The organism is Fuscovulum blasticum DSM 2131, assembly GCF_003034965.1.
GTDB classification, from domain to species: domain Bacteria; phylum Pseudomonadota; class Alphaproteobacteria; order Rhodobacterales; family Rhodobacteraceae; genus Pseudogemmobacter; species Pseudogemmobacter blasticus.
The window spans coordinates 74,324-94,519 of sequence record NZ_PZKE01000002.1 but is presented as its reverse complement, the minus strand read 5'-3'; the positions used below and the strand labels follow the sequence as shown (position 1 = coordinate 94,519).

Genomic DNA, 20,196 nt, shown 5'->3' with positions numbered 1-20,196 from the left:
TCAGAGCCCTTTCGAGGATTGGATGCGGACCACGGCGATGCGCGCCGTGGTGCCGGTGATCTGGCGGTTGAGGTCCCCCAGGGCGGCCGCCATTTCCGCGTCGGTGGCGTAGGTCACCCGCTTGCCGTCGTATTCAACGGTGCGGATGCCCTGATAGCGGGCGGCCATCAGGACATCGCGCCAGGTGGTGAGTTGCGCGAGGTCTGCCATTACGCGCCGGCGTTCTGGAACCAGCCGCGGTGGTCGATGAAGCCCGCACCGAAGTCCAGGATCACCCGGATTTCCACGCCGTCCACATCCCAGCCCGACCGGCTTTCCACCTGGGGCCCCTCGTTGCCCGAAAGGTAGGCGAACTCGAGGCCGTCGATCTCGCCGGGGTCGGCGGTGACATACCAGCGCGTGGCACTGGACAGGCGGGGTTCCACCACCAGCGACATGGCACCCGAGAAGGGGTTCACATCGGCGGCGGTTGCGGGCGCGATGGTGGCGAGCCACTTCTCGGCCACGGTCTCCAGCGCGGGCGGGACGAGCAGGTTCTTCGGCGTCACCCGGATGATGCGCCCGTCGATGCCCTTCTGGGTGCGCAGCGCCAGCCGGGCGGCGGACAGCGTGGCATCGGAGATTACCGCGCCGGTGCCTGCCTTGTTGCCGTGATCGACATGAAACAGGGCCTTGGTGTCCGACAGGGTCGGGCCGTTGCCGCTGTTCGCCTCAAGCAGGGTGACGAGGATCCGCGCCTCGGTTTCGGCGGCCCCCTGGCCCATGCGGCGGGCAAGGTCCGAGAACGCTCCAAGGTCGTCGTTCACCAGCACCTGCCGGGTGATGCCGATCTTCTTGGCCCACGTCTCGATCTTATAGGCCTCGCGCGCCTCGGCCATCGTCCCGGCCTTGATCTCGCCGTGCTCGTTCAGCTTTTCCAGCAGGGGGGCCTCGCCCAGCATGATCTTGTTCACCGACCGGAAATCCCGAGCGGAGGTCTGGCGGCCAAGGCGGCGGATGCCGGATGGCGCAGCCTGATAAGCATCGCGCAGCACCCGGCCCACGGTGTTGCCGAGGATGATCGGGAAGTCCGAGGTCGTGTGCAGGGCACGGGTGACGAGGCTGGCGGGCGACAGGGCCATCGTGGACTCGCCGCGCAGGGTCAGCAGTTCCTTGGCCATGTCCACCGGTGTTGCATAGGCATAGCGGCGGGCGGGTTCGCTGAGGTCGTGGCGCGGGTTGATGCGCGCATAGAGGGCCTCGCCCATCTGGCGGGCACGCAAGGCCGGGTCGTCCTGGCTCTCGCCCATCTCGACGCGGACCTGTTCGGTGCGGATCGTGGGCGCGCTGCGGCTGGCCAGCGCCTCGAAGGCCGCACGACGGGCTGTATCCTCATCGGCGGCGGCGTCGATCTGGCCGTCGATCCAGGACTGGTCCAGCCCGGCGATGCGGGCAATGGAGCGGATTTCGGTGTTGATCGTGGCGCGGGTCTGGGTCTCGGGCGGGGCCGGGGTGATGGTGGTATCGGTCATGTTGGTCTCCATGCGGATATATGCACCCGGGTCAGCCGGGGTGGGGACAAGGGAAATCTCGTGGGGGGTCCAGCGCACGGCGGTCAGAACCCGCGCGCCGTTCGCGGTGGCCTCGGCCCATTCCTCGACCGAATAGCCAACCGAGACATGCCGAAGGATCCCCGACAGGACATCCTGCCAGAGCGGTTCCACCTCGGGCCGTGCCGAGAAGCGGATCAGCGCCGTGCCGCGCTGGCCATCGACGCTGGCCGATTGGACGCTGCCAAGCACATCGCGGACGGCGGATTGCCGGTGGGCATCCAGCACGCTGGCCCCTTGGAGGCGCGACAGGTCCACCGCCTCGGGCGCAAGGCTTAGGCGTTCGACATAGGGTCCAGCTATGTCGCGGCGACGCACGGGCGCACCAGTGGACCAGATCACCTCTACAGTGCGGGCATCTTGGTCAGCACTGGCCGGAGCCAGGTCGGCGCGGCGCGTCAGCAGGGTGATGGTGTCATTCATCGGGGATGTCCTCCTTCTGGACAGGCGGCGCACCGAAGCTCAGGCCCAGCGCATCAGTGCGCGCCTTGTCGGCGGCAATCTCGGCATCGACCTGTTCGGCGTCGTAGCCCCGTTCGGAAATTGCCTGGCGTCGGCTTTTGAGACCTGCGTTGATGGCGAGGATCTCTGCCTCGACGTCCTTCTTGGGATCGACGTAGTCGAACTTGGGCGGGAGCCATTCGCAGCCGAGATAGGCGGCTGTGTCACGGTCGAAGTCTCGCGCGGGCAGATCGCCGGTCAGCACCGTCAATCGCACGAAACGTTCCCAGACCGGGCGGCAGAACAGATGCACGACGACGTTGTGCTGCAACTGCTCGACCCGGCGGCGGAACTCGATCAGCCCAGCGCGGATCGAGGAATAGGTCACGCCTTCCAGATCGCCCGAGACCAGTTCGTAGGGCAGGCCCATCCCTGCAGCCACGGCGCGCAGGTGGTTCTTGACGAAGGGACCGTAGGCGTCGCTCTCGGTCGGGTTGGAAAACCGGATGTCGGTGCCGGGCGGCAGGGGGATCAGGCTGCCGGGCTCCATGCCCACGGTCAGCGCGCCGTTGGTGTTCGTCCCGCTCAGGCCGCCCGCCGTGCCATCCGGATCGGTGATGAAGCCGGTGAACAGCGCGGCCACCTTGGCCTTCACCAGCGCCGCATCCTCGAACTGGTCCAACTCGTGCAGCCGGAGCAGCACTGGCGCGAGCCAGGTGATCCCGCGCAACTGGCCAGCAGCCAGCGGCTTGAAAAGATGCAGGCAATCCGTAGCGGGCAGACGCAACGGTTCCAGCCGCAGGGAGGTCAGCGGATCACCAGGCCGGTCCCGCATCACCCAATAGGCGGTGCGCTGCCCAGCGCCGTTGAATTCGATGCCAGCCCGGATGCGTGCGCCGCCACCGATATCGCGGTGCAGATCCAGCGGCACCTGATCCCGGTCCAGCAGGTCGATGTGTAAGGGAACGGCGGCCGCACCCCGCACCACACGCAGCCGCGCAAAACTCTCCCCGCCCTCGACCATCGCCCGCACTGCCATGGCCTGCAGCCCATAGAAATCCGCCAGCCCGCCCGGATCGGCATGATCGGTCCAGCGCAGCCACAGCACCTGCAGCCGCTCGCGCACCGCCCGGTCGGGATGGGTCGATTGTGGCTTGATCCCGGCGCCGACGACATTGCCCACCAGGCTGTCCACCGCCGCCGCTACCCAAGGGTTGTTCCGCGCATACCACCCGGCCCGCCGCGCCGCCGTGGTCGCGCCCGCGAGGATCGCCGTGTTCAGCCCGTCGACGGTGCGCTGGCCTTCCCAACGGCGGCCGCCACCCGCAGCGTCAAAGCCGCGTGTGCGCGTGAAGCCAAAAAGGCGATGAAGGAGCGTCCGCATGGCGCGGATTTTCCCATTTTCAGCGTCACTGAGGTATCAGAGCGATTGGGATTGCTCGGGAAAGTTCTTCATTGTTGACTATGGCAAATGGTGTTGGGAGTTGGCCGCGAGTGCCATGTCCCGAACCCCTACGGCTCGCTGACTTACCCTGCAACTTTAGCTTCGATTTTGTCGCGTGATGACAAAAGCTTCTCGATGCGAGCTCTACAACTGTTGTTCGAAGGCCGCCCAAGCCTAGGCGACACTTCGAGGACCGAAAACTCGCCGCCACCCCGCCAATTTGCGATATCCGAAATGCCGCCCCTATCCTCTCCCGATGTAACTGCTTGAAGGCGCGGCAGTGTAAAATCACACACGGTTTGGATGTTTCGTTCAACAGTGATCCACTTTCGCCTCATCTTGTGAGCGACTGCGGCTGTCGTGCCACTGCCAGCAAATAGATCCACAACGAGTTCGCCGGGCTGGGTGGATATATGGATGATGCGCTCCAAAAGCTCTTCAGGCTTTGGGGTGTCAAATACATCTCCATTCGGAAAAATGGAAAGAAGATGTCGTTTTGCCTCATCATTTGTCCCGGTTTCTGAATTGCTCCAAATTGTGAATGGCACCAATCCCCGCAGCTGATGGCTGAACAACTTCAATCGGGGAGAACCGCCACCATTCTTCGGAAACCAAATCCTATCCTCGGCAAGAAGGTTTTTATAAGTTGATTCCGTTGCGTACCATGAACGTCCGCGAGGGGGGGTAAGTACCTTTCCAGAGGGTGTGGTGATCGGATATTGCTGGGCGGCGCGAAACCCTGGAGCCGTGAATGGAGCGTCCGCCCACGGACCTCGCGGGTCGTTATCTCGATTATCAAGTTGCGCTGTATTTTTCGCCAGCAAGTTCCTTGTGGTCTTCCATTTCCTCGGGCCGCTGGGTGCGTATACCAGTATCGTGTCATGGTTATTTGAAAACGCCGATCTGGATTCCCGGGTCATTCGTTTTTGCCATATTATCGATGTTACGAATGCACCATCGCCAAACACTTCGTCCATTACGAGACGGGCTCGGTGAACCTCTGCATCATCGAGGTGCACCCAAACGCTCGCGTCGTCAGACAGGTGAGGTTTCAGGGCCACCAAGCGATCACGAAGCATGCCCAGCCACATGGAGCGTTCCATGGTATCACCATAGCATTTGACGTCTGCACTGGCATTGAAGGGGGGGTCGATGTACACGAGGCGAATTTTGTCTGCGAGGATAGTTGTGGACGCATCTAGCGCGCAGAGTGCATCGAGCCCATCACCGATGACGAGGACATTGCCGTTCGGCTTGGGTGCTTCTGGACCCACAATCTCGACCTTCGGGAGTTCTCGGAGCAGCGGACAGGAAGAGTCTACCCACTCGTACGAATCCGTTCCGGACGCCAGAAGCGTCCGATCTTTGTTCTCCCACGATAATGAAATACCTGACATCTGTCCTCAGCTCTTAGCGGCATCTGGTTACGAAACGGTTGCGCCCCGCCTTGTGTGGCCCAAGCATCTTGCCTACTACTCGTAGATCGTTGAAGCCCAAAATGCCAGTAGTTTCGAAGGAAGTACGTACCGTGAACCCAGCCCCTGCAAGTGTCCGAAAACCGTTCATACGGTGGGTCGGAGGAAAGTCACGCTTGCTGCCACGCATCTTGCCGCACGTTCCAGCGCGCGTGGTGAACTACTTTGAGCCATTTCTTGGTGGTGGCGCCGTGTTCATCGCCTGCCAGTCAAGGATAGCGGGTACGCCATATCTGGCGGACTTGAATCCTCACCTTGTTGCTGCATGGACAGCTCTTCGTGACAGGCCGGAAGAGCTGAAGCCGCTACTGGATTGGTACCATGAACACGACTCCAAGAGCTTCTACTATGAAGTACGCGCCGAGCAGCCGCAATCAGATTTGGAGAAGGCCGCCCGCTTTCTGTATCTCAACGGTGTGTCATGGAACCACCTCTGGCGCGAGAACTCAAAAACAAGTGCCATGAATGTGCCTTGGGGGGATCGTAAATTTAAGGGGTTCTCTGCTGAGGAGCTTGAGAGCATCCGCTTCCTGTTGATAGGCGCAGAGATAAGATGTTGCGATTTCCGAGATTTGGTTTCGTCTGCCAAGGAAGGTGATTTTGTGTATTTAGATCCACCTTATCTGCCAATATTTTCCAAACCGACAGTCGAAAAAGAGCCAACGGCAAAGTTCAATAAATATACAGCGAAAACCTTTGAGATGGTCGATCTGGTGGATCTGGCTCGGGTTTGTAATGAGTTGAGTGATCGAGGGGTCTCCTGGATAATGTCAAATCGAGACACCGAAGTTGTTCGCGATTTGTTTTCAAAGCATGATATTATTAGTTTCACCGCGCACCGTGCCCTGGCCGCTCAAAGCCGTCGTGAAGTGGAAGCGCATAAGTCACCAGAAGCAATTGTAATTGGGTCGCAAGCATGAGTTTTCAGGCAGTACAGTGGATACTTGTTGTGAATTACAATGCAACTGCTCACCGAGCAGTCTACGGGAGGCTTAGCGGAGAGTCCAAATATTCGAAAGACTACATCCAACTGCCTCGGCGGTCCGAATTCATCCACGACTTGGGCGTTGCATTTCCCACATTAGGCGCTGGTGCGCCGTCTACCCCCATCACGTATAGATGGCCCTCGGGTCATACAGATGGAAAAATCTTTTCAGAGTCAGCCGATCGGCCGCATTTGGCTTGGGGGACGAACAAGCCTCCAGCGGCGTGGCGTATGGCGCCCAACCCTGATAAAACAACCATTGAAACTATTCCCGGAGACCCCAACTTCGTTACGGCGTTGCAAGCGGATGGAGAGTTTTTACAACTCTCGCTGCAGAGCTTTGGTCAGCCGTACTTGATCGCTGTGAAGTTGTTTGGCGATGGTAATACGCTGCACCTTCGAGTTCATGTTAATAACCCAACTCCAAATTTTCAGTGGGCGGACCTTAAAAGTGCGCCCGGTCTGGTTCAAAATCTGGCAATGTCCACAACACAGAACTCGGCCGTGAGATGGCATTTGTTCGACAGCCCGCAGGATCCCGCTGTGGTATTCTTCGACCCCGATGCCAAATTTAGCCCATGGAGCAAAGTGGGTTCTTCATTGCCGGGCAACAGTAGGGGGACAATAGCCCCGTCATCAAGCAGCAGTCAGGGTGCGACAACGCCATCGTCCGGCAGCGGCCAAGGCGGTACCAAACCTTCGTCGGGCAGTGGTCAGGGAGCAAACACGCAGCAGCCAAACGGCACCCAAGGCTCTGGTGGTCCGTCACCGAGCGGAGGCCAAGGTAAAAGAGTGCCGCTGTCTATTGATCGGGACTCGCTGGCGGAGGAGCTCAATAGCTCGGAAGAAGAAGTCAAAGAATTCGAGGTTTTGATTGATGCAGGGAATTTCGAGGCACCCGACAAAGAAGGAGTGTCCAAGACTCGAGGCAGTGCGCAACAGGCTTTTGCAAAGAGAGTAAAGGACAATTACGGTTGGCGATGCGCGCTTACGGGTATAAGTTCAAGAGAATTTCTCATCGCGTCTCACATCGTCCCATGGAGTGTCGACAAGACGATAAGACTCGATCCTGCCAATGGAATCTGCCTTTCTGTTTTGGTGGATCGAGCTTTTGAATATGGATACATATATATCAACGATGACTATACAGTTCATATTTTGCCGAGCGCCATCGCAGGCGATGTCGCTCTTGAAGAGTATTTGAGGCCATTTGATGGTGCGACTCTCAGAATGCCAAGCAAGCAAAGGCCGAATCTAGACTACCTCAGGCGGCGTCGAGAGCTTTAGTTCGCCATCCATGACGACCGGATTGGCTTAGCTGCGGGCATCGCCCGTGGGGCCCGCAGCACCTCCGCCTCTTCGTTCAAACGCATCCCCATGCTGATCAGGCCGTGCAGGGCGGCGTGGGCGTAGACGAAGGTGTCCAGCGCCTCGTTGCGTTCGCCGTCACGCTTGGGTTGCCAGGAGCGGATGGGGCGGCCCTTTTCGAAGCGGGTGACAACGCGTTCGGCGGTCAACTGGCGGAAGTAGTCGGCGTCGAGGCGGCGGGGAAAGTGGATGGCGCCGGGGCCGGGCTCGGTCAGTTTCAGGCGAGCGTAGACCGCGTCCTTCACGGCATCCACGCCGACGATGAAGAGCGGGATCTTTGCCTTGTTGCTGCGGGTGGGACGCCGGGGCCAGACCGGGATGCCGGGGCCACCACGGCCCTTGATGGCCCAGATGCGGCGGGCAAGGCGGGTGCGGCAGAACTCGTAGGCCATCTTGGTGTGGTGGCCGCCGGTGTCCACAGCAACGGCGCGCACGGGCAGGTCGCCATAGGTGCCGTTCAGCACGCCATCCAGATCGGACCAGAGGCGCGGGCCGGAAGGGTCGCCCCACAGGACGCGGTAGTCGATGACCCATGCTTCCTCGTCGCGGCCCCAACCGACAACCTGCACCTCGATCCGGTCGCCCTGCACGTCGACGCCTGCTGTCAGCACGGCCACGCCAGGGGCGAGGTCGCCGCCCCAGTCCTCGCGCCGCGCCATCAGCGGGTCGGCGGGGACGGTGTCACCTGCCTGGTCCTCCCAGGACTCGCCCAGTTTGGTGTTGACCCAGACCTGAAGGCGGGCGGGATCCTTGGCGACGCGGGCATGCTCCTGCGCGATCTCGGCCCAAGTTTCCCATGGCGAATAGAGCGACGACAGGTGGAACCCTGCCGTGCGGCCATCGCCCAGCGCGGTCGGCCGCCACTCACCGGCAGCCATCAGGCGCGGCTTTTCATGCTCGTGATGGACGCCGCCGCAGGCCTCACAGACCAGATAGGCTGCGTCACGCTGCCCCTCGGGCCAGCGGATGCGTGCCCATGTGATCGGGGCCATGTCGCTACAATGCTGGCAGGGCACATGGAAAAACCGCTGGTCGCTGTCGAGATAGGCGGCCTCGATGCGGGAGTGGCCTTTCAGCGTAGGCGTGGACACCATGTAGATCTTGCGCCGCCCCCGGAAGGTGGTGGTGCGCTGGATCGCCAGATCAACGGGATCGCCTTCGCCATCCGCGTCGCCGGGATAGCCGTCCACCTCGTCCAGAAACAGGTAGCGCACGGGCGTGGACCGCAGGCCGACCGCACTGTTCGCTCCGGTCATCACCAGCTGGCCTCCGGGGAAGGATTTGCGGAACAGGCTGTTCCCGGCGTCCCGCGACCTCGGGGCCGACACCAGATCGCGCAGAGCAGGGGTGGCCTCGATCAGCGGATCAATCCGGACGGTGGTGTTGCGCCGCACCATGTCGAGCGAGGGCATGACCAGCATGGCGATGCCGGGTGCGTTCTGGATGATGTAGCCGAGCCAGTTCAGCCCTGCCTCGGAGCCACCCGTCTGCGCGCCCTTCATCAGCACGACCCGTTCATAGGGGCTGGAGGTGGACAGGGCGTCCATCACCGCCCGCAAGTAGGGCGTGCGTTCCGTGCGCCAGCGGCCCGGTTCCGCCGATGTGGGCGGCAAGATGCGATGGCGGTCGGCCCACTCGGACACCGGGATCGGCGGTTCCGGCCGGATGCCGCGCCGCCAGGCGAGGTCAATTTCAGGCACCATCGCCAAAACTCCCCAACGGCATGTCGGCCAGGTGTTCGAGATGTTCGCGCATCATCCGGTCCAGTGCGGCGAAGGTGGCGCGCGGATCGGCCCCGACCTCGGCGGCCAAGAGCGGTGCTGTGCGCTGCACCCAAGCCATGTGCGCGTCGCGTTCGGCACGGGCGCGGGCAAATACCGTGCGGGTTGCGGCGAGAGTTTCGACCAACTGACCCTGTTCGCGTTCGAACGCCAGCTTGGCTCGCTGCACCTTGACGATTTCATGCAGGCGTTTGGCCTCGGCCAGCGTGGTCGAGACGCGGGCGGGCGATGCAGGAGCGGCGAAGGCACCACCCTTGTTGCGACGCGACGGATCAAGATTGTCCTCGATCCATGCCAGCCCCTCGGCCACATCGATCTGACCATCGGGTCGCACCGGCAGACCCTCGGCCACCAACTGCGAGATGCGGCCCTTGGTCAGGCCGACCCGTGTGGCGAAGGCGGTCTTGGTTTCAGAGGCGTTGAGTTTAGTCATTTCCGCCCCCTGACGCTGGCGGGGTCATGCGCTGCGCTCCCCCGCATACAAATCGGCCCAAAAGGAACCGCCCGGCTGCTAACAACGGTTCGGATGTTGTCACGAGCCATCCCAAGCGTTGCCGCCCGTTGCCGAACCGTCTGGTTAGGGTGGGTGGGTTGGGTGAGGTGATCCCGGCCACTTCCTGTATGTGTCGCGTCACATGCGATGGGCGTGGTGTCATGTCGGCACGGTGGCTCTGCCACGTCGCTGACAGTTTTCGGGACAAACATTGTTAACGGCTGGAAGCACCTAACCAAACCCACCCAACCTAACCGGGCAATCCGGGACTGGTCGTCACGCATTGGCAGCCCTCCGGAACGGATCAGAACCGTTGTTGATCGGGGCGGCGTCAGCGTTCGCGATGTCCAGTTGCCAGCGCGCCCGGTTGCCGGTGGTGCCTGCCGCGATGATGCGGTGGCCTGCGACGACGCGGTTCTGATGCTGCGACAGCCATTTGCCGAGGCGCGTGCCGTTGATCGCGCCGCCTTCGCCCGCGACGCGGAGCAGGGCTTCGCGGAACTCGGGGTTCACGAACTCGGCCTTGCCGAACAGCTGGGTCTGCTGCGCGGCGGCGCGTTCGATGATCTCGCGCACCGTGACGCGGTCGGTGCCGATCACCGATCGCCATTCCTCCAGCGCCGCCGTCAGCGCCTCCAGCTTCGGGTCCGCGCCGCGCATGCCCTCCATGGTCTCGCAGGGGTCAGCCTCGCCCAGCCAAATCAGTGCATCGCGTACCCAGCCAGACCAGGCGGTGAAGGAGCCCAGCGGCACCGTCTGCGACGGGCGACCAGCGACGTGGAAGGCGCGCAAGATCGTCAGACCCGCCGTGACATAGTCGCCGCGATGCGCCGCTACCATGGTGAGGGGATCACGGTCGAAGGCGCGCAGTTCGGGCCGTTCCACCCCGGCATCCAGCGTGGCACGGATGGCGCGGCGTGTCATGTCGCCTGCAAGGGTCAGGTTGTTCCCGGTGGCGAACATCGTCGCGTTGCTCGGCACCTCTGCATTCAGGGACGTGCCGAGGATGCGGACCTTGAGGCTGGTCTGGGTCGTCGCCTGGCAGAGCAGTTCGCCGCCGAGGGGTTCTTCGCAGTTGTCGATGGCGATCATCACGTCGCCTGCAATCAGCGCAGCACCCAGCCGCTTTTCCATCTCCTCTTCGGATTTGCCCTGCGCGATCACTGGCGCGGGGCGAGCGGTGGCGATGATGCTGGCCAGATCGACCAGCATGGATTTGCCCGTCCCCGCGGTGGGTGCATTGAATCCGTGCAGCGGCGCGGTTGGCAGCGAGCGGCGGATCAGCGTGGTGAGGATGGCTGACAGCGCCACGGATCGGTCGGCGGGCGTGACGAAGGGGAAGCTGCCGATCAGGTCGCGCAGGAAGCCCAGCGCGCGCAAGGCTGTGGCGCGGTCGGGATCGCGCGGCAGCAGGGGGAAGCGTTCGCCCTGCGGGTCGAACAGAAGGCCAGTCTGCCCGTCATAGCCTGGTTGGTCGAGGATCGAGCCATCGTCGCGCAGGGTGGGCGCATTGATGATTCCGGTCAGCACCGGCAGCCGCCACTGGCCCTCGCGCGCCAGATAGGTTTCAGCCAGCCGCTGCGAGCAGTCGGTGTTGATCCATTCCCCGGCGCGCATGTCGAAGCGTTCCCAATGGGCGGCCTTGGTGAAGGCCTCGGCCATGTGGTGCGCCTTGACGTGGACGAGGCGCGGCGCGTCGATCTGTTTGCCACCCGAGATCGCCACCGGGACCATGGCCGGGCGCACGACAATGCTGCCGCGCTGATAGAAGCCAAGTCCGGACCCAAGCAGTGCCTCCTCGGCCTCGTCGATGGTCTCGGGCATCTGGCCTGCGCGGATGCGGATGAGCGGGCGGTTGCCTTGGGTCGCGGTTTCGTCACCGACGTCGCGGCTAGTGTGGGCGGTGCGCACCCGACGCGGCTGCGCCGCGCGCCAGCCATTCTGTTTGGCCAGCCAGAACAGTGTGCCGACGGTGACGTTGCGCACGGCGGCAAAGCTGTCCCATTTCAGGGCGGTATGCGCCGGGTCATTCTTCGCGGCCTCGGCTGACCAGGCCTGCCAAAGGTCTCGGCCCTCGGGGCCAAGCGCGGCATAAAGGGCAAGACCCACCTTGATCCATTCATCATAGGGCAGGTCGTTGTTCGGGATATGGGCAACGGCATCGGCTATCAGATCGTGCGAGGGGGCTTCCTTCGGCTTCAACCCAGCGAGCTTGCGCCCCTCGCGATCCATGTCGCGCCGTTCACTGGTGGTCTGACCGCCCGCCTTGCGCAGGTAATCCTCTGCGGCGGCGATAAAGGCGGCACAGGCGTCGCGGCTGGCGATGGGCAGGTCGTGCAACGGTACATCCAGCGGCGAGCGTTCTGGCCAGTGATAGGGGGCCTTGGTGTCGGGATGGATGCCGAAGCCTACGAACTGCTGCCCCGTCGCCAGCACCTCGACGCGCGCCACTGTGCCATCCAGCATCTGGAACTCGCTGGTCTGCACCTTGTCGAAGGGCACATCGGTTCGGAAGGCCAGCAGGATCTTCGGCGCACGCCCGATGCGGGACAAGGGCGAAGGCCCCAGCATGTCGGTGGCCATGCAGGTCAGTCGGCTTGCCTGGTCGCGGTCCAGTACATCGATGTCGATGCCGATCAGGGTGCCGCAGAGCAGGCCGGTATTGGTGCAATTGCGTTGGGCGTTGGTCCAGCGGGTGATTTCGGCCTCGTCGGCCGTCGCGCAAACGGCCTCCCAGGATTTCATGGCTGGACGCTTCCCGGCAGATTTCGTGGCCACATGCGGACCAAGGACGGGAACGGGGCGATAGTCGTTGCGATGGAGGGTCAGGCGCAGGTCGGTGAGATCATCCGCAGCAGCGGCTGTCATGCACGACCCTCCTGTTCTGCGATCCAGTTCAGGATGGTGCTTTTGCGGGCGCAGATCACCGATCCCATCTTGAAGTGCGGCATGCCCTTCGGTGCCTCACCGGTCAGGTAGTAGACCTTGCGGCGATGCTTCACGTCGCCGAACAGGAACCTGGCGATTTCGTCCGCGCCGCGCAGCAGGTCATCGCCCAGCGTCGCTTCGGTCGCGGTCTGCTTCAGGGTGTCAAGGGATCGAGGGTGGTGGGTCATTGGAGATTCCTTTCTAGGGCAGGGCGTCTTGGAGGAAGTGGGCGTCAAGGCCGTGGAGGCGGCGCCATGTAGCGCGGACCTGCATGCTGATGTTGACGCTGGCGGTGCTCAGTGCGTTGGCGCGGGTCGCCATGGCCAGCTTGTAGATGCGTTCGCCGGTCGTGATCTGCGCCGGGGAGGTGATGGCCGCGAGCTTGGTACGACCCTCCGGACTGCCAAGCAGCCACGGCAGCATCTGGAATGTGTCCTTCGATGTTGCATACCCGAGAATCAGGTTGGTCTCCCGGGGCGGTGCATCGTGGAAAAGCAGGGCGACCAGAGATGGCACCCGCAGGAACAGATACTTCCGGTCGATCAGGTCGAGATGCCAGTCGTCTGGCGATGATCGGATCAGCGCGCCCTCCTCGGATGAAATGGTCCCGGCAATCGAGCCTGTCAGCGCGGCCCATGTGCCCGGTTTTGTCTTGGCCATCACCTCGGCCACGATCCGGATGTTCCAGGCGAAGTGCTCGCTGATCGCGGCACCAATCGCAGCAATCAGCACGTCCTCCTCGCGCCACAACCGCCTGAAGCCGCCGTGTTCCTTGGGGGTTTTCTGCGCCTGAATGGCTCCGGCTGCTTGCAGGACACGCAGGCTGGGCAAGGGCATCCCCGATGCCGCCACTGCGTCTGCGTCGCCATAGAAGAGCGGTTCGGGTGCTTCCGCACCGTTCCGTTCGCTGGCTGTCATTGATGAGGGCTCCGTTCATGAACAAGGGCTTTACACACGCAACAATCCATTGCAAGTGCATGTGCGACGGTTCATATCACCAATTAACGGGCTTTGACAACTGGTCCCGTTTCTTACGATCACGGAGGGAAATCATGGCCACGATCCGCAAACGCACGCTGCCCTCGGGCTTGGTCCGATGGCAGGTGGACTTCACCGACCAGGCGGGCAAGCGGCGGTCCAAGCTGTTCCCGCGCCGCAAGGACGCCGACGTCTATCTGGTCAAGGTCCGCTCGTTGGTGGCCAATCATACCTATCTGGCCGACAGCGACAGCACCACGGTGGCCGATGCCGCGAAGGCTTGGCTCGACCACTGCGAGGTGCGCTGCAAGACGGGGCGGCGGATGGAGCGGTCCACGCTGCGCGGCTACAGCGACTATGTGCGGCTGCACATCACCGCCCCCGAGATCGGCATCGGAGACAAACTGATTGCCCAGTTGACCCGCCGCCATGTCAACGAACTGCGGGACCGGTTGCTGCTGAATGGCCGGTCTGAACACCTGACCCGCCGCGCGATTTCGGTGCTGAAGCTGATCCTCGACCATGCCATCGACAACGGCCAGTTGTTCACCAATGCCGCGCAGGGCGTGCGGGTGATCAAGTCCAGCCGGATAGAGCACAAGGCCCCAGTGCCTTCGAAGGAAGCCATCCGCGCGCTGATCGAAGCGGCTGATGAGGATTTCAAACCGCATCTGATCGTGTCGGCGCTGGGCGGGTTGCGCGCGTCAGAACTGCGGGGCCTGCGCTGGCAGGACGTCGATTTCGACAAAGGCTTCCTCCACATCCGCCAGCGCGCAGACGCCTACAACCAGATGGGCGAGCCGAAATCGCGGGCCGGGTTTCGCGACATCCCTGCCGGGCCGATGGTGCTGAACGCCCTGCGCCGCTGGAAACTGCGCTGTCCGAAAAGCGAACTGGGGCTGGTGTTCCCCGCGCCGCAGGGCGGGATCCTGCAACACACCCGCACGCAGGACCGGTTCCGCAAGCTGCTGGAAAAGGTTGAGGTCACCATGCGCTGGCACGACCTGCGCCACTTCGCCGTGTCGCTGTGGATCGAACAGGGTTTCTCGATCAAGGAGATCATGACCTTCGCGGGCCACTCCTCGATCCAGATGACCATGGAGCGGTATGGCCATCTGTTTCCGTCACCCGACCACCAGAAGGCCATGGCCATGGTCGAGGCGAAGCTCCTCGGCTAAGCTGATCGGACCATGACTGATGCAGCCACACCTTCATTGATATCCGAGCGGTCATTCGAACCGCTGACCGCTGCCGACCTGCATCGGCTGTCAGAACTGGCACGGGCTGATCTGCAGCAGCTATTCGCGAGGCGACCGGAGACGGGCGAACTCTACAAGGACCGGCTGATGATGATCTGCCTCTGCCAAGGCGGTGCCGAGCATTTCGTTCGGCAAAGGCGTGGCGTTAAAGATCTCGACGTCTGGACCTTCTTCTCCGAACATCCTACGCGGCCATTTCCGTACCGCCGTCGCGGTGTCAAAGATTTCGGTCTCTCGCACCTTGGACGCCATCCCGACGATATCGGTTTTCAGGGTCGTCGCGTTGACATCATAGGCCGGTCAATCAGGCGCGGCCCTGACCAATCCTCTCAAGACTCCGTTTTGGAATGGCTCCGAGGGGCACGGACCGACAGCGCCAGGCTCATCTCCCAACGCCCTGTAATTTGCATTTTTCCAGAGAGTGAACGTGGCAAAGTCATATGGGATCCTTCCTGAGAGGATTCCCGTTTTCTTGCAAAGGTTTACGGCAGTTCCGTGCGACACGACGCCGACGTTGCGGGCACAAAAATCGGCTAAGAATTTGAAATCACAAGGTTATTCAGCGCGTCGGAATGGGCCTCATAAGCCGAAGGTCGCCGGTTCAAGTCCGGCCCCCGCAACCATCATCCTCTTGATCCGTGGACACATGCCATGCCTTTGACCATCAGCTCGCTGACAGCAGCCGATTACCGGGCGATGGCCGACGCGGCACGGCGCGCGACCAATCTGGGTCGGGTTTCGGGCGAGGCCGTTGTGGATCTCGGACGCACTAACCTGCGCGTCAGATTTTCGGGCGGCACTTACATCGCCCGCGCCGGCGGCATCACCGCCAGTTGCACGGCCGGCCCGGTGCTGGCCATGAGGGCATGGGCGACCAAGGCCGAAGAGGAGGCACAGCGCCTGGAGGCAGCGTCGTGACCTACGCCACCCGGACCGACATCACCGATCTCTATGGCGTCAACGCCCTGGTCGTGGCTGATCACGATCGGGTCGGGGTGCCGGATGATGCGGCCATCACCCGCGCGCTGGTCATGGCCTCGGGCGAGATCGATACCTATCTCGCGCGCCGCTACACGCTGCCGCTGACGGTCACGCCTGCACATCTGGTCCAGCTTTGCGTCGACATCGCGCTGTACCGCATGGCGCTGTCGCAGGACGTGGCCAGCGAAGAACACCGGAAGCGTTACGAGGATGCGATCAGCGTCCTGACCAAGATGGCCGACGGTCGCGTCTCGCTGGTCCTGCCGCCGGTCGAGGGCAGTGAGGACGAGACACCCGCCGTGACCGGCGCGCAGCCCATCGTGGCAGGCGGTCCGCCCAGGCTGTTCAGCCGCGACAAGATGCGGGAGTTCTGAACGATGGTCGGGGTTGTCCTGGAAGCGGACGTTGCCGTTGCCGCGGAGGCGCTGGGCCGGCTGACATCTGATGAACTGGCGCAGATCATGTACGAGGTCGGCGCGCTGATCGAAGACCAGACCAAGCTGCGGATCGACGAAGAGAAGACCGGGCCGGACGGCCGCACCTGGGCGGCCTGGTCAGACGCCTATGCGCAAACCCGCGGCCCGGCGCACAGCCTGCTGGTTGGCGAGGGCAATCTTCTGGGCAGCATCCAGAACATCAGTTCCGGTCTCAACGCCATTGTCGGCGCCCATCGGGTCTATGCGGCCCCGCATCAGTTCGGGTCAGCCGATGGCCGCACGCCGGCGCGCCCCTATCTCGGCCTCTCGATCGACAACCGCAGCGCCATCGAAGACCTGGTCACCGGACGGCTGGAGGATCTGTTGCAATGAGCGCGACCGAAACCCCGGACGATCTGCTGGCCGGCCTGCCCGACATCGTGGCGGCCGAGATCCGCAAGGCGCTGCCCGGGCTGCGCGATTGCCGCGGCATGACCGGCCGGCTGGATATCGAGGAAGTGAAGCGGCAGGGCATTGCCGCCCCTGCTGTCCTGGTCAGCCGCATCCGGGCGCGGCAGGACCGCACGGGTGCCGGGCCGCACCACAGCTACCGCCTGCAGATGGCGGCCTTCATCCTGTGCAAGGATGAACTGGGTCTGATGCGGGACCGGGCCGCGGCGAACATCGCCCAGGTGCTGCTGCGTCTGATCCCCGACAACGTCTGGTGCCGGCCCGATGATCTGGCGCCGGCCGAGGCCGTGGCGGAGGAGCCGCTGGTTACGGCCGCGTCCGGCAAGGCTGCGCTGGCACTGACAGCCGTCACCTGGGAACAGGTGATTTCGGTCGAGCCGTTTGAGGCGGCATCGCCGATCCGGCTCAGCCTCTATGTCGCGAACCGGTCTGACGGCGGCGGCGAATATGAACAGATCGGAGGTGAAGCATGACGGTTGCCGGTGCTGAAGCCGACCGCCGGGTTGGTAATCTGGTCTCGCTGGGCAAGATCCTGTCGATCGATAACGCCACCGGCCGCGCGGTGGTGCAGGTCGGCGATCTGCAGACCGCTTCGATCCCCGTGATGCAGATGCGCTCGGGTGCGATCCGCATGCACTGGATGCCGAGCGTCGGCGAACAGGTGACGGTACTGGCACCATCGGGCGACATGGCCCGCGCCTTCGTGATGGGGTCGCTGCCGATCGACGGCAACATGGTGGCGCCAGATGCCGGCAGCCCGACCATGGATCTGGGCGGCGGCACCCTGCGCGTGATCGGCAACCTTTATGTCGATGGCGACATCGAGGTCACTGGCGATGTGGTCGCCAGCGGCGTGTCTCTTGTCCACCACACCCATGGCGGCGTTGCGCCTGGCGCAGCCGATACCGCGGAGCCGAACCAATGACGAAGGCCCCCTATAAGGTGCGGCGGGCCGGATGGGTGGCCGGCGCCCGCGTTGCCAAGGGTGATACCGTCTGGCTGACGCCGGCCGAGGCCAAATACGAGCCGGCCGCGATGATTGCGCCAGTGCCCGCCAAGACCCGGCCCGGCCGCAAGGCTCCGGTGAAGGCAGCCGAGGTGGCATCATGACCGGCCTGTCTCGCACCACGGCCCGACTGATCGGTTTTGATGCCCATCTTGCGCAGTCGATCAATGACATCCTCTCCACGCCAAAGGGAAGCCGGGTGCTGCGGCGCGACTATGGCTCGCGCCTGCCGGACCTGATCGACGCCCCGATGAACGGCGAGACCGCGATCGACGTTTTCGCCGAGACGGCCGAGGCGCTGGAGAAATGGGAACCGCGGCTGCGGTTGCGCCGGGTCGAGATCACCGCGGCCGCAGCGGGGCGCATGTCGCTGCTGCTGACAGCCGATGTGACTGACACGGAAGCTGCGATCGAGGTGACGCTGTGACCGGCTACGCTGCCATTGACCTGTCGCAACTGCCGGTGCCCGACGCCATCGAGGCGCTGGATACCGAAGCGACGATCGCCCAGATCAAGGCTGCGGTGCAGACCGCAGCGCCCGAGCTGGCGGCGGTGCTGGCGCTGGAAAGCGAACCGGCGGTCAAGCTGATCGAGGCCTTTGCGTATTTCGGGCTGCTGCACCGGGCACGGGTGAATGACGGGGTCCGGGCCGTGCTGCTGGCGACAGCCTCGGGGGCCGATCTGGAACACCTGGCGGCGCTGTTCGGCGTCCGTCGCCTGGTCATCATCGCCGCCGACCCTGACGCCGTTCCTCCGATCGCAGAAGTGCTGGAAAGCGACAGTGATCTGCGGGCGCGTGCCCAACTGGCGCTGGAAGGCTTCTCGACGGCCGGCCCCCGTGGCGCCTATCTGTTCCATGCGCTCTCGGCCTCGGGGGATGTGCTGGACGTGTCGGTCGCCAGCCCGGCCCCGGGCGATGTCCTGGTGACCGTGCTGTCGCGCAGCGGCGACGGGACGGCCTCTTCCGAACTGATCTCAACCGTTGCTGCGGCGCTGACTGACGAGGACGTCCGCCCGCTTTGCGACACGGTGATCGTGCAGGGCGCGACACTGGTCGAGTACGAGATCGCGGCGACGATCACCGTTCTGGATGGCCCGGATGCCTCGACCGTCATCGCAGCCGCACAATCGGCTGTCGCGGCCTATGCGGCCGGGCGGCACCGGCTGGGCCGGGCCGTGCGGCTGAGCGGGATCTATGCGGCGCTTCATCAGCCGGGCGTCGAGCTTGTCACGCTGATCCAGCCCGCCGGCGACATCCTGTGCGACCCGGACACCGCCCCTGTCTGCACGGCGATCAGCGTCACGGTGGCACCATGACCTCGATCCTGCCGCCCAATTCAACCGCGACGGAACGGGCCTTTGAAACGGCCTTGAAGGCGGTGTGCGATCTGCCGGTTCCGATTGCCGACCTGTGGTCGCCCGAGCGGTGCCCCGCGCAATATCTGCCCTGGCTGGCCTGGGCGCTGTCGGTCGACACCTGGGACACGGCCTGGTCGGAAGAACGCAAGCGCGCTGTCATCGCGGAATCGGTCTGGGTCCACCGTCACAAGGGCACGGTAGGCGCCATCCGCCGCGCACTGATCGCCGCCGGCTATGGCGATGCCCAGCTCTTCGAGAAGTTCGGGGTAAGGCGATATGATGAAACGCTCTTGCATGACGGGGAAGTGACCCATGAGGTTGCCGACCACTGGGCGGAATACCGGGTCGTGCTTCAGCGGCCGATCACCATAACGCAGGCCCAGAAGGTTCGCGGCATCCTTGCCGGAGTCGCACCGCTGCGCTGCCACCTCAAGGCCCTCGATTTCAGCGAAGTGCCGTTCCTCTACGACGGCGCCATCCTCAACGATGGCACCTATTCCCATGGAGTTGCCTGATGGCCAATCTGGACGATACCACCGTAGACTGGCCGGAAGGCGTCTACCTGATCGAGCGCCTCGATCCCGTCGTGGGCGGTGTGCCGAATGAAGCGACGATGGCGGGCGTGTCGAACATTCCGCACCTGCATCTGGCCCGCCGCACGAGATGGCTCAAGACCAAGGTCGATCAACTGATCAGCGCTGTCGCCGCAATCGGCGCCGCGACGACCGAGGCGCCAGGCATCGTGAGGCTGGTCAACGCGCTGAACTCCACAGCCGCCGATCGGGCGCTGACAGCCGCACAGGGCAAGGTGCTGCAGGACAGCAAGGCCCCGCTGCAATCCCCCGTATTCACGGGGGCGCCGACTGCACCTCGCCCGGACGACACTGATTACAGCGACCGCATTGTGACGACGGGATGGGCAAAGTCCATTCTCACAGCCCGGACCGAATTCTGGGCATCTTTCGGCTTCAGTGGCTATCAGCGGTTGCCGTCGGGCCTGATCATGCAGTGGGGGCGGGTCACAGTGCCAGCCTCCATGGGGGTGACATGGACATTCCCGATCGCGTTCCCGAACGCCTGTCTCGGTGTCTGGGTCAGCTCGCTCACGCCAAATGCCGAGGACTGCTATGTCACGGGGATGACCACCACTTACGCCGATGTCGACAATCACCCCGGCCAACAATCAAACGTCGGGCAGATGCTGGCCATCGGCTGGTAAAGG

Annotated in this window: 23 protein-coding genes; 14 read left to right on the top strand and 9 right to left on the bottom strand. The window is 63.4% G+C overall.

All coding sequences use genetic code 11. From position 1 onward, the window contains the following. From C5F44_RS02530 to C5F44_RS02515, 4 genes are all read right to left on the bottom strand, one after another. Nucleotides 1-210 carry a phage head-tail joining protein gene (locus C5F44_RS02530; RefSeq protein WP_107671943.1) on the bottom strand — a complete coding sequence of 70 codons (210 nt, stop codon included), beginning with the start codon at nt 208-210 and terminating at the stop codon, nt 1-3. After that, a complete protein-coding gene (locus C5F44_RS02525; RefSeq protein ID WP_107671942.1) occupies nt 210-2,012 on the bottom strand; it encodes a prohead protease/major capsid protein fusion protein in 1,803 nt (600 codons plus the stop codon). The genes C5F44_RS02530 and C5F44_RS02525 overlap by 1 nt, the downstream gene beginning before the upstream one ends. Beyond that, the gene (locus C5F44_RS02520; protein WP_107671941.1) at nt 2,005-3,414 is read right to left on the bottom strand and encodes a phage portal protein; all 1,410 of its coding nucleotides are present in this window, start codon (nt 3,412-3,414) and stop codon (nt 2,005-2,007) included. Before C5F44_RS02520 ends, C5F44_RS02525 begins: the two co-directional genes overlap by 8 nt. 143 nt (nt 3,415-3,557) lie before the next feature. Then, the gene (locus C5F44_RS02515; protein WP_107671940.1) at nt 3,558-4,871 is read right to left on the bottom strand and encodes a site-specific DNA-methyltransferase; all 1,314 of its coding nucleotides are present in this window, start codon (nt 4,869-4,871) and stop codon (nt 3,558-3,560) included. 101 nt (nt 4,872-4,972) lie between these two features. Here C5F44_RS02515 and C5F44_RS02510 point away from each other — a divergent pair, with 101 nt between their 5' ends. Together C5F44_RS02510 and C5F44_RS02505 are read left to right on the top strand one after the other, a co-directional pair. Further along, nucleotides 4,973-5,869: a DNA adenine methylase gene (locus tag C5F44_RS02510; RefSeq protein ID WP_107671939.1), complete on the top strand. Its 897-nt coding sequence runs from the start codon at nt 4,973-4,975 to the stop codon at nt 5,867-5,869. A gap of 296 nt (nt 5,870-6,165) precedes the next feature. Beyond that, entirely contained in the window at nt 6,166-7,221 is a 1,056-nt protein-coding gene (locus C5F44_RS02505) for an HNH endonuclease (RefSeq protein ID WP_181318159.1), read from the top strand. Here C5F44_RS02505 and C5F44_RS02500 read toward each other — a convergent pair. The 5 genes from C5F44_RS02500 to C5F44_RS02480 all read right to left on the bottom strand — a co-directional run bounded on the left by C5F44_RS02500 (nt 7,218) and on the right by C5F44_RS02480 (nt 13,422). Next, nucleotides 7,218-9,005 (bottom strand): phage terminase large subunit family protein, encoded by a 1,788-nt coding sequence (locus C5F44_RS02500; RefSeq protein ID WP_107671937.1) that lies wholly within the window; start codon nt 9,003-9,005, stop codon nt 7,218-7,220. The genes C5F44_RS02505 and C5F44_RS02500 overlap by 4 nt on opposite strands. After that, nucleotides 8,995-9,516: a hypothetical protein gene (locus C5F44_RS02495; RefSeq protein ID WP_107671936.1), complete on the bottom strand. Its 522-nt coding sequence runs from the start codon at nt 9,514-9,516 to the stop codon at nt 8,995-8,997. Before C5F44_RS02495 ends, C5F44_RS02500 begins: the two co-directional genes overlap by 11 nt. 336 nt (nt 9,517-9,852) lie before the next feature. Then, nucleotides 9,853-12,444: a PriCT-2 domain-containing protein gene (locus C5F44_RS02490; protein ID WP_107671935.1), complete on the bottom strand. Its 2,592-nt coding sequence runs from the start codon at nt 12,442-12,444 to the stop codon at nt 9,853-9,855. Further along, the gene (locus C5F44_RS02485; protein WP_107671934.1) at nt 12,441-12,692 is read right to left on the bottom strand and encodes a hypothetical protein; all 252 of its coding nucleotides are present in this window, start codon (nt 12,690-12,692) and stop codon (nt 12,441-12,443) included. Before C5F44_RS02485 ends, C5F44_RS02490 begins: the two co-directional genes overlap by 4 nt. Before the next feature lie 13 nt (nt 12,693-12,705). Then, nucleotides 12,706-13,422 (bottom strand): hypothetical protein, encoded by a 717-nt coding sequence (locus C5F44_RS02480; RefSeq protein ID WP_146161891.1) that lies wholly within the window; start codon nt 13,420-13,422, stop codon nt 12,706-12,708. 134 nt (nt 13,423-13,556) lie between these two features. Here C5F44_RS02480 and C5F44_RS02475 point away from each other — a divergent pair, with 134 nt between their 5' ends. The 12 genes from C5F44_RS02475 (at nt 13,557) to C5F44_RS02420 (ending at nt 20,193) form a co-directional block, all read left to right on the top strand. Further along, nucleotides 13,557-14,660 (top strand): site-specific integrase, encoded by a 1,104-nt coding sequence (locus C5F44_RS02475; RefSeq protein WP_107671932.1) that lies wholly within the window; start codon nt 13,557-13,559, stop codon nt 14,658-14,660. A 12-nt stretch (nt 14,661-14,672) separates the two neighbouring features. Then, on the top strand, nt 14,673-15,197 hold the full coding sequence (locus C5F44_RS17750) for a hypothetical protein (RefSeq protein WP_146161890.1): 525 nt from the start codon (nt 14,673-14,675) through the stop codon (nt 15,195-15,197). Nucleotides 15,198-15,392: 195 nt separating this feature from the next. Beyond that, the gene (locus C5F44_RS17745) at nt 15,393-15,659 is read left to right on the top strand and encodes a hypothetical protein (RefSeq protein ID WP_181318158.1); all 267 of its coding nucleotides are present in this window, start codon (nt 15,393-15,395) and stop codon (nt 15,657-15,659) included. Then, a complete protein-coding gene (locus tag C5F44_RS02460) occupies nt 15,656-16,096 on the top strand; it encodes a gp436 family protein (protein WP_181318157.1) in 441 nt (146 codons plus the stop codon). The genes C5F44_RS17745 and C5F44_RS02460 overlap by 4 nt, the downstream gene beginning before the upstream one ends. Before the next feature lie 3 nt (nt 16,097-16,099). Next, nucleotides 16,100-16,531: a phage virion morphogenesis protein gene (locus C5F44_RS02455; RefSeq protein WP_107671929.1), complete on the top strand. Its 432-nt coding sequence runs from the start codon at nt 16,100-16,102 to the stop codon at nt 16,529-16,531. Beyond that, entirely contained in the window at nt 16,528-17,082 is a 555-nt protein-coding gene (locus C5F44_RS02450; RefSeq protein ID WP_107671928.1) for a hypothetical protein, read from the top strand. The genes C5F44_RS02455 and C5F44_RS02450 overlap by 4 nt, the downstream gene beginning before the upstream one ends. Continuing rightward, nucleotides 17,079-17,534: a phage baseplate assembly protein V gene (locus C5F44_RS02445; protein ID WP_107671927.1), complete on the top strand. Its 456-nt coding sequence runs from the start codon at nt 17,079-17,081 to the stop codon at nt 17,532-17,534. Before C5F44_RS02450 ends, C5F44_RS02445 begins: the two co-directional genes overlap by 4 nt. After that, nucleotides 17,531-17,719: a hypothetical protein gene (locus tag C5F44_RS02440; RefSeq protein ID WP_107671926.1), complete on the top strand. Its 189-nt coding sequence runs from the start codon at nt 17,531-17,533 to the stop codon at nt 17,717-17,719. Before C5F44_RS02445 ends, C5F44_RS02440 begins: the two co-directional genes overlap by 4 nt. Next, nucleotides 17,716-18,042 carry a GPW/gp25 family protein gene (locus tag C5F44_RS02435; RefSeq protein WP_107671925.1) on the top strand — a complete coding sequence of 109 codons (327 nt, stop codon included), beginning with the start codon at nt 17,716-17,718 and terminating at the stop codon, nt 18,040-18,042. The genes C5F44_RS02440 and C5F44_RS02435 overlap by 4 nt, the downstream gene beginning before the upstream one ends. After that, on the top strand, nt 18,039-18,932 hold the full coding sequence (locus C5F44_RS02430) for a baseplate assembly protein (RefSeq protein ID WP_107671924.1): 894 nt from the start codon (nt 18,039-18,041) through the stop codon (nt 18,930-18,932). The genes C5F44_RS02435 and C5F44_RS02430 overlap by 4 nt, the downstream gene beginning before the upstream one ends. Next, on the top strand, nt 18,929-19,489 hold the full coding sequence (locus C5F44_RS02425) for a phage tail protein I (RefSeq protein ID WP_107671923.1): 561 nt from the start codon (nt 18,929-18,931) through the stop codon (nt 19,487-19,489). The genes C5F44_RS02430 and C5F44_RS02425 overlap by 4 nt, the downstream gene beginning before the upstream one ends. Beyond that, on the top strand, nt 19,489-20,193 hold the full coding sequence (locus C5F44_RS02420; protein ID WP_107671922.1) for a gp53-like domain-containing protein: 705 nt from the start codon (nt 19,489-19,491) through the stop codon (nt 20,191-20,193). Before C5F44_RS02425 ends, C5F44_RS02420 begins: the two co-directional genes overlap by 1 nt. Nucleotides 20,194-20,196: the final 3 nt, after the last annotated feature.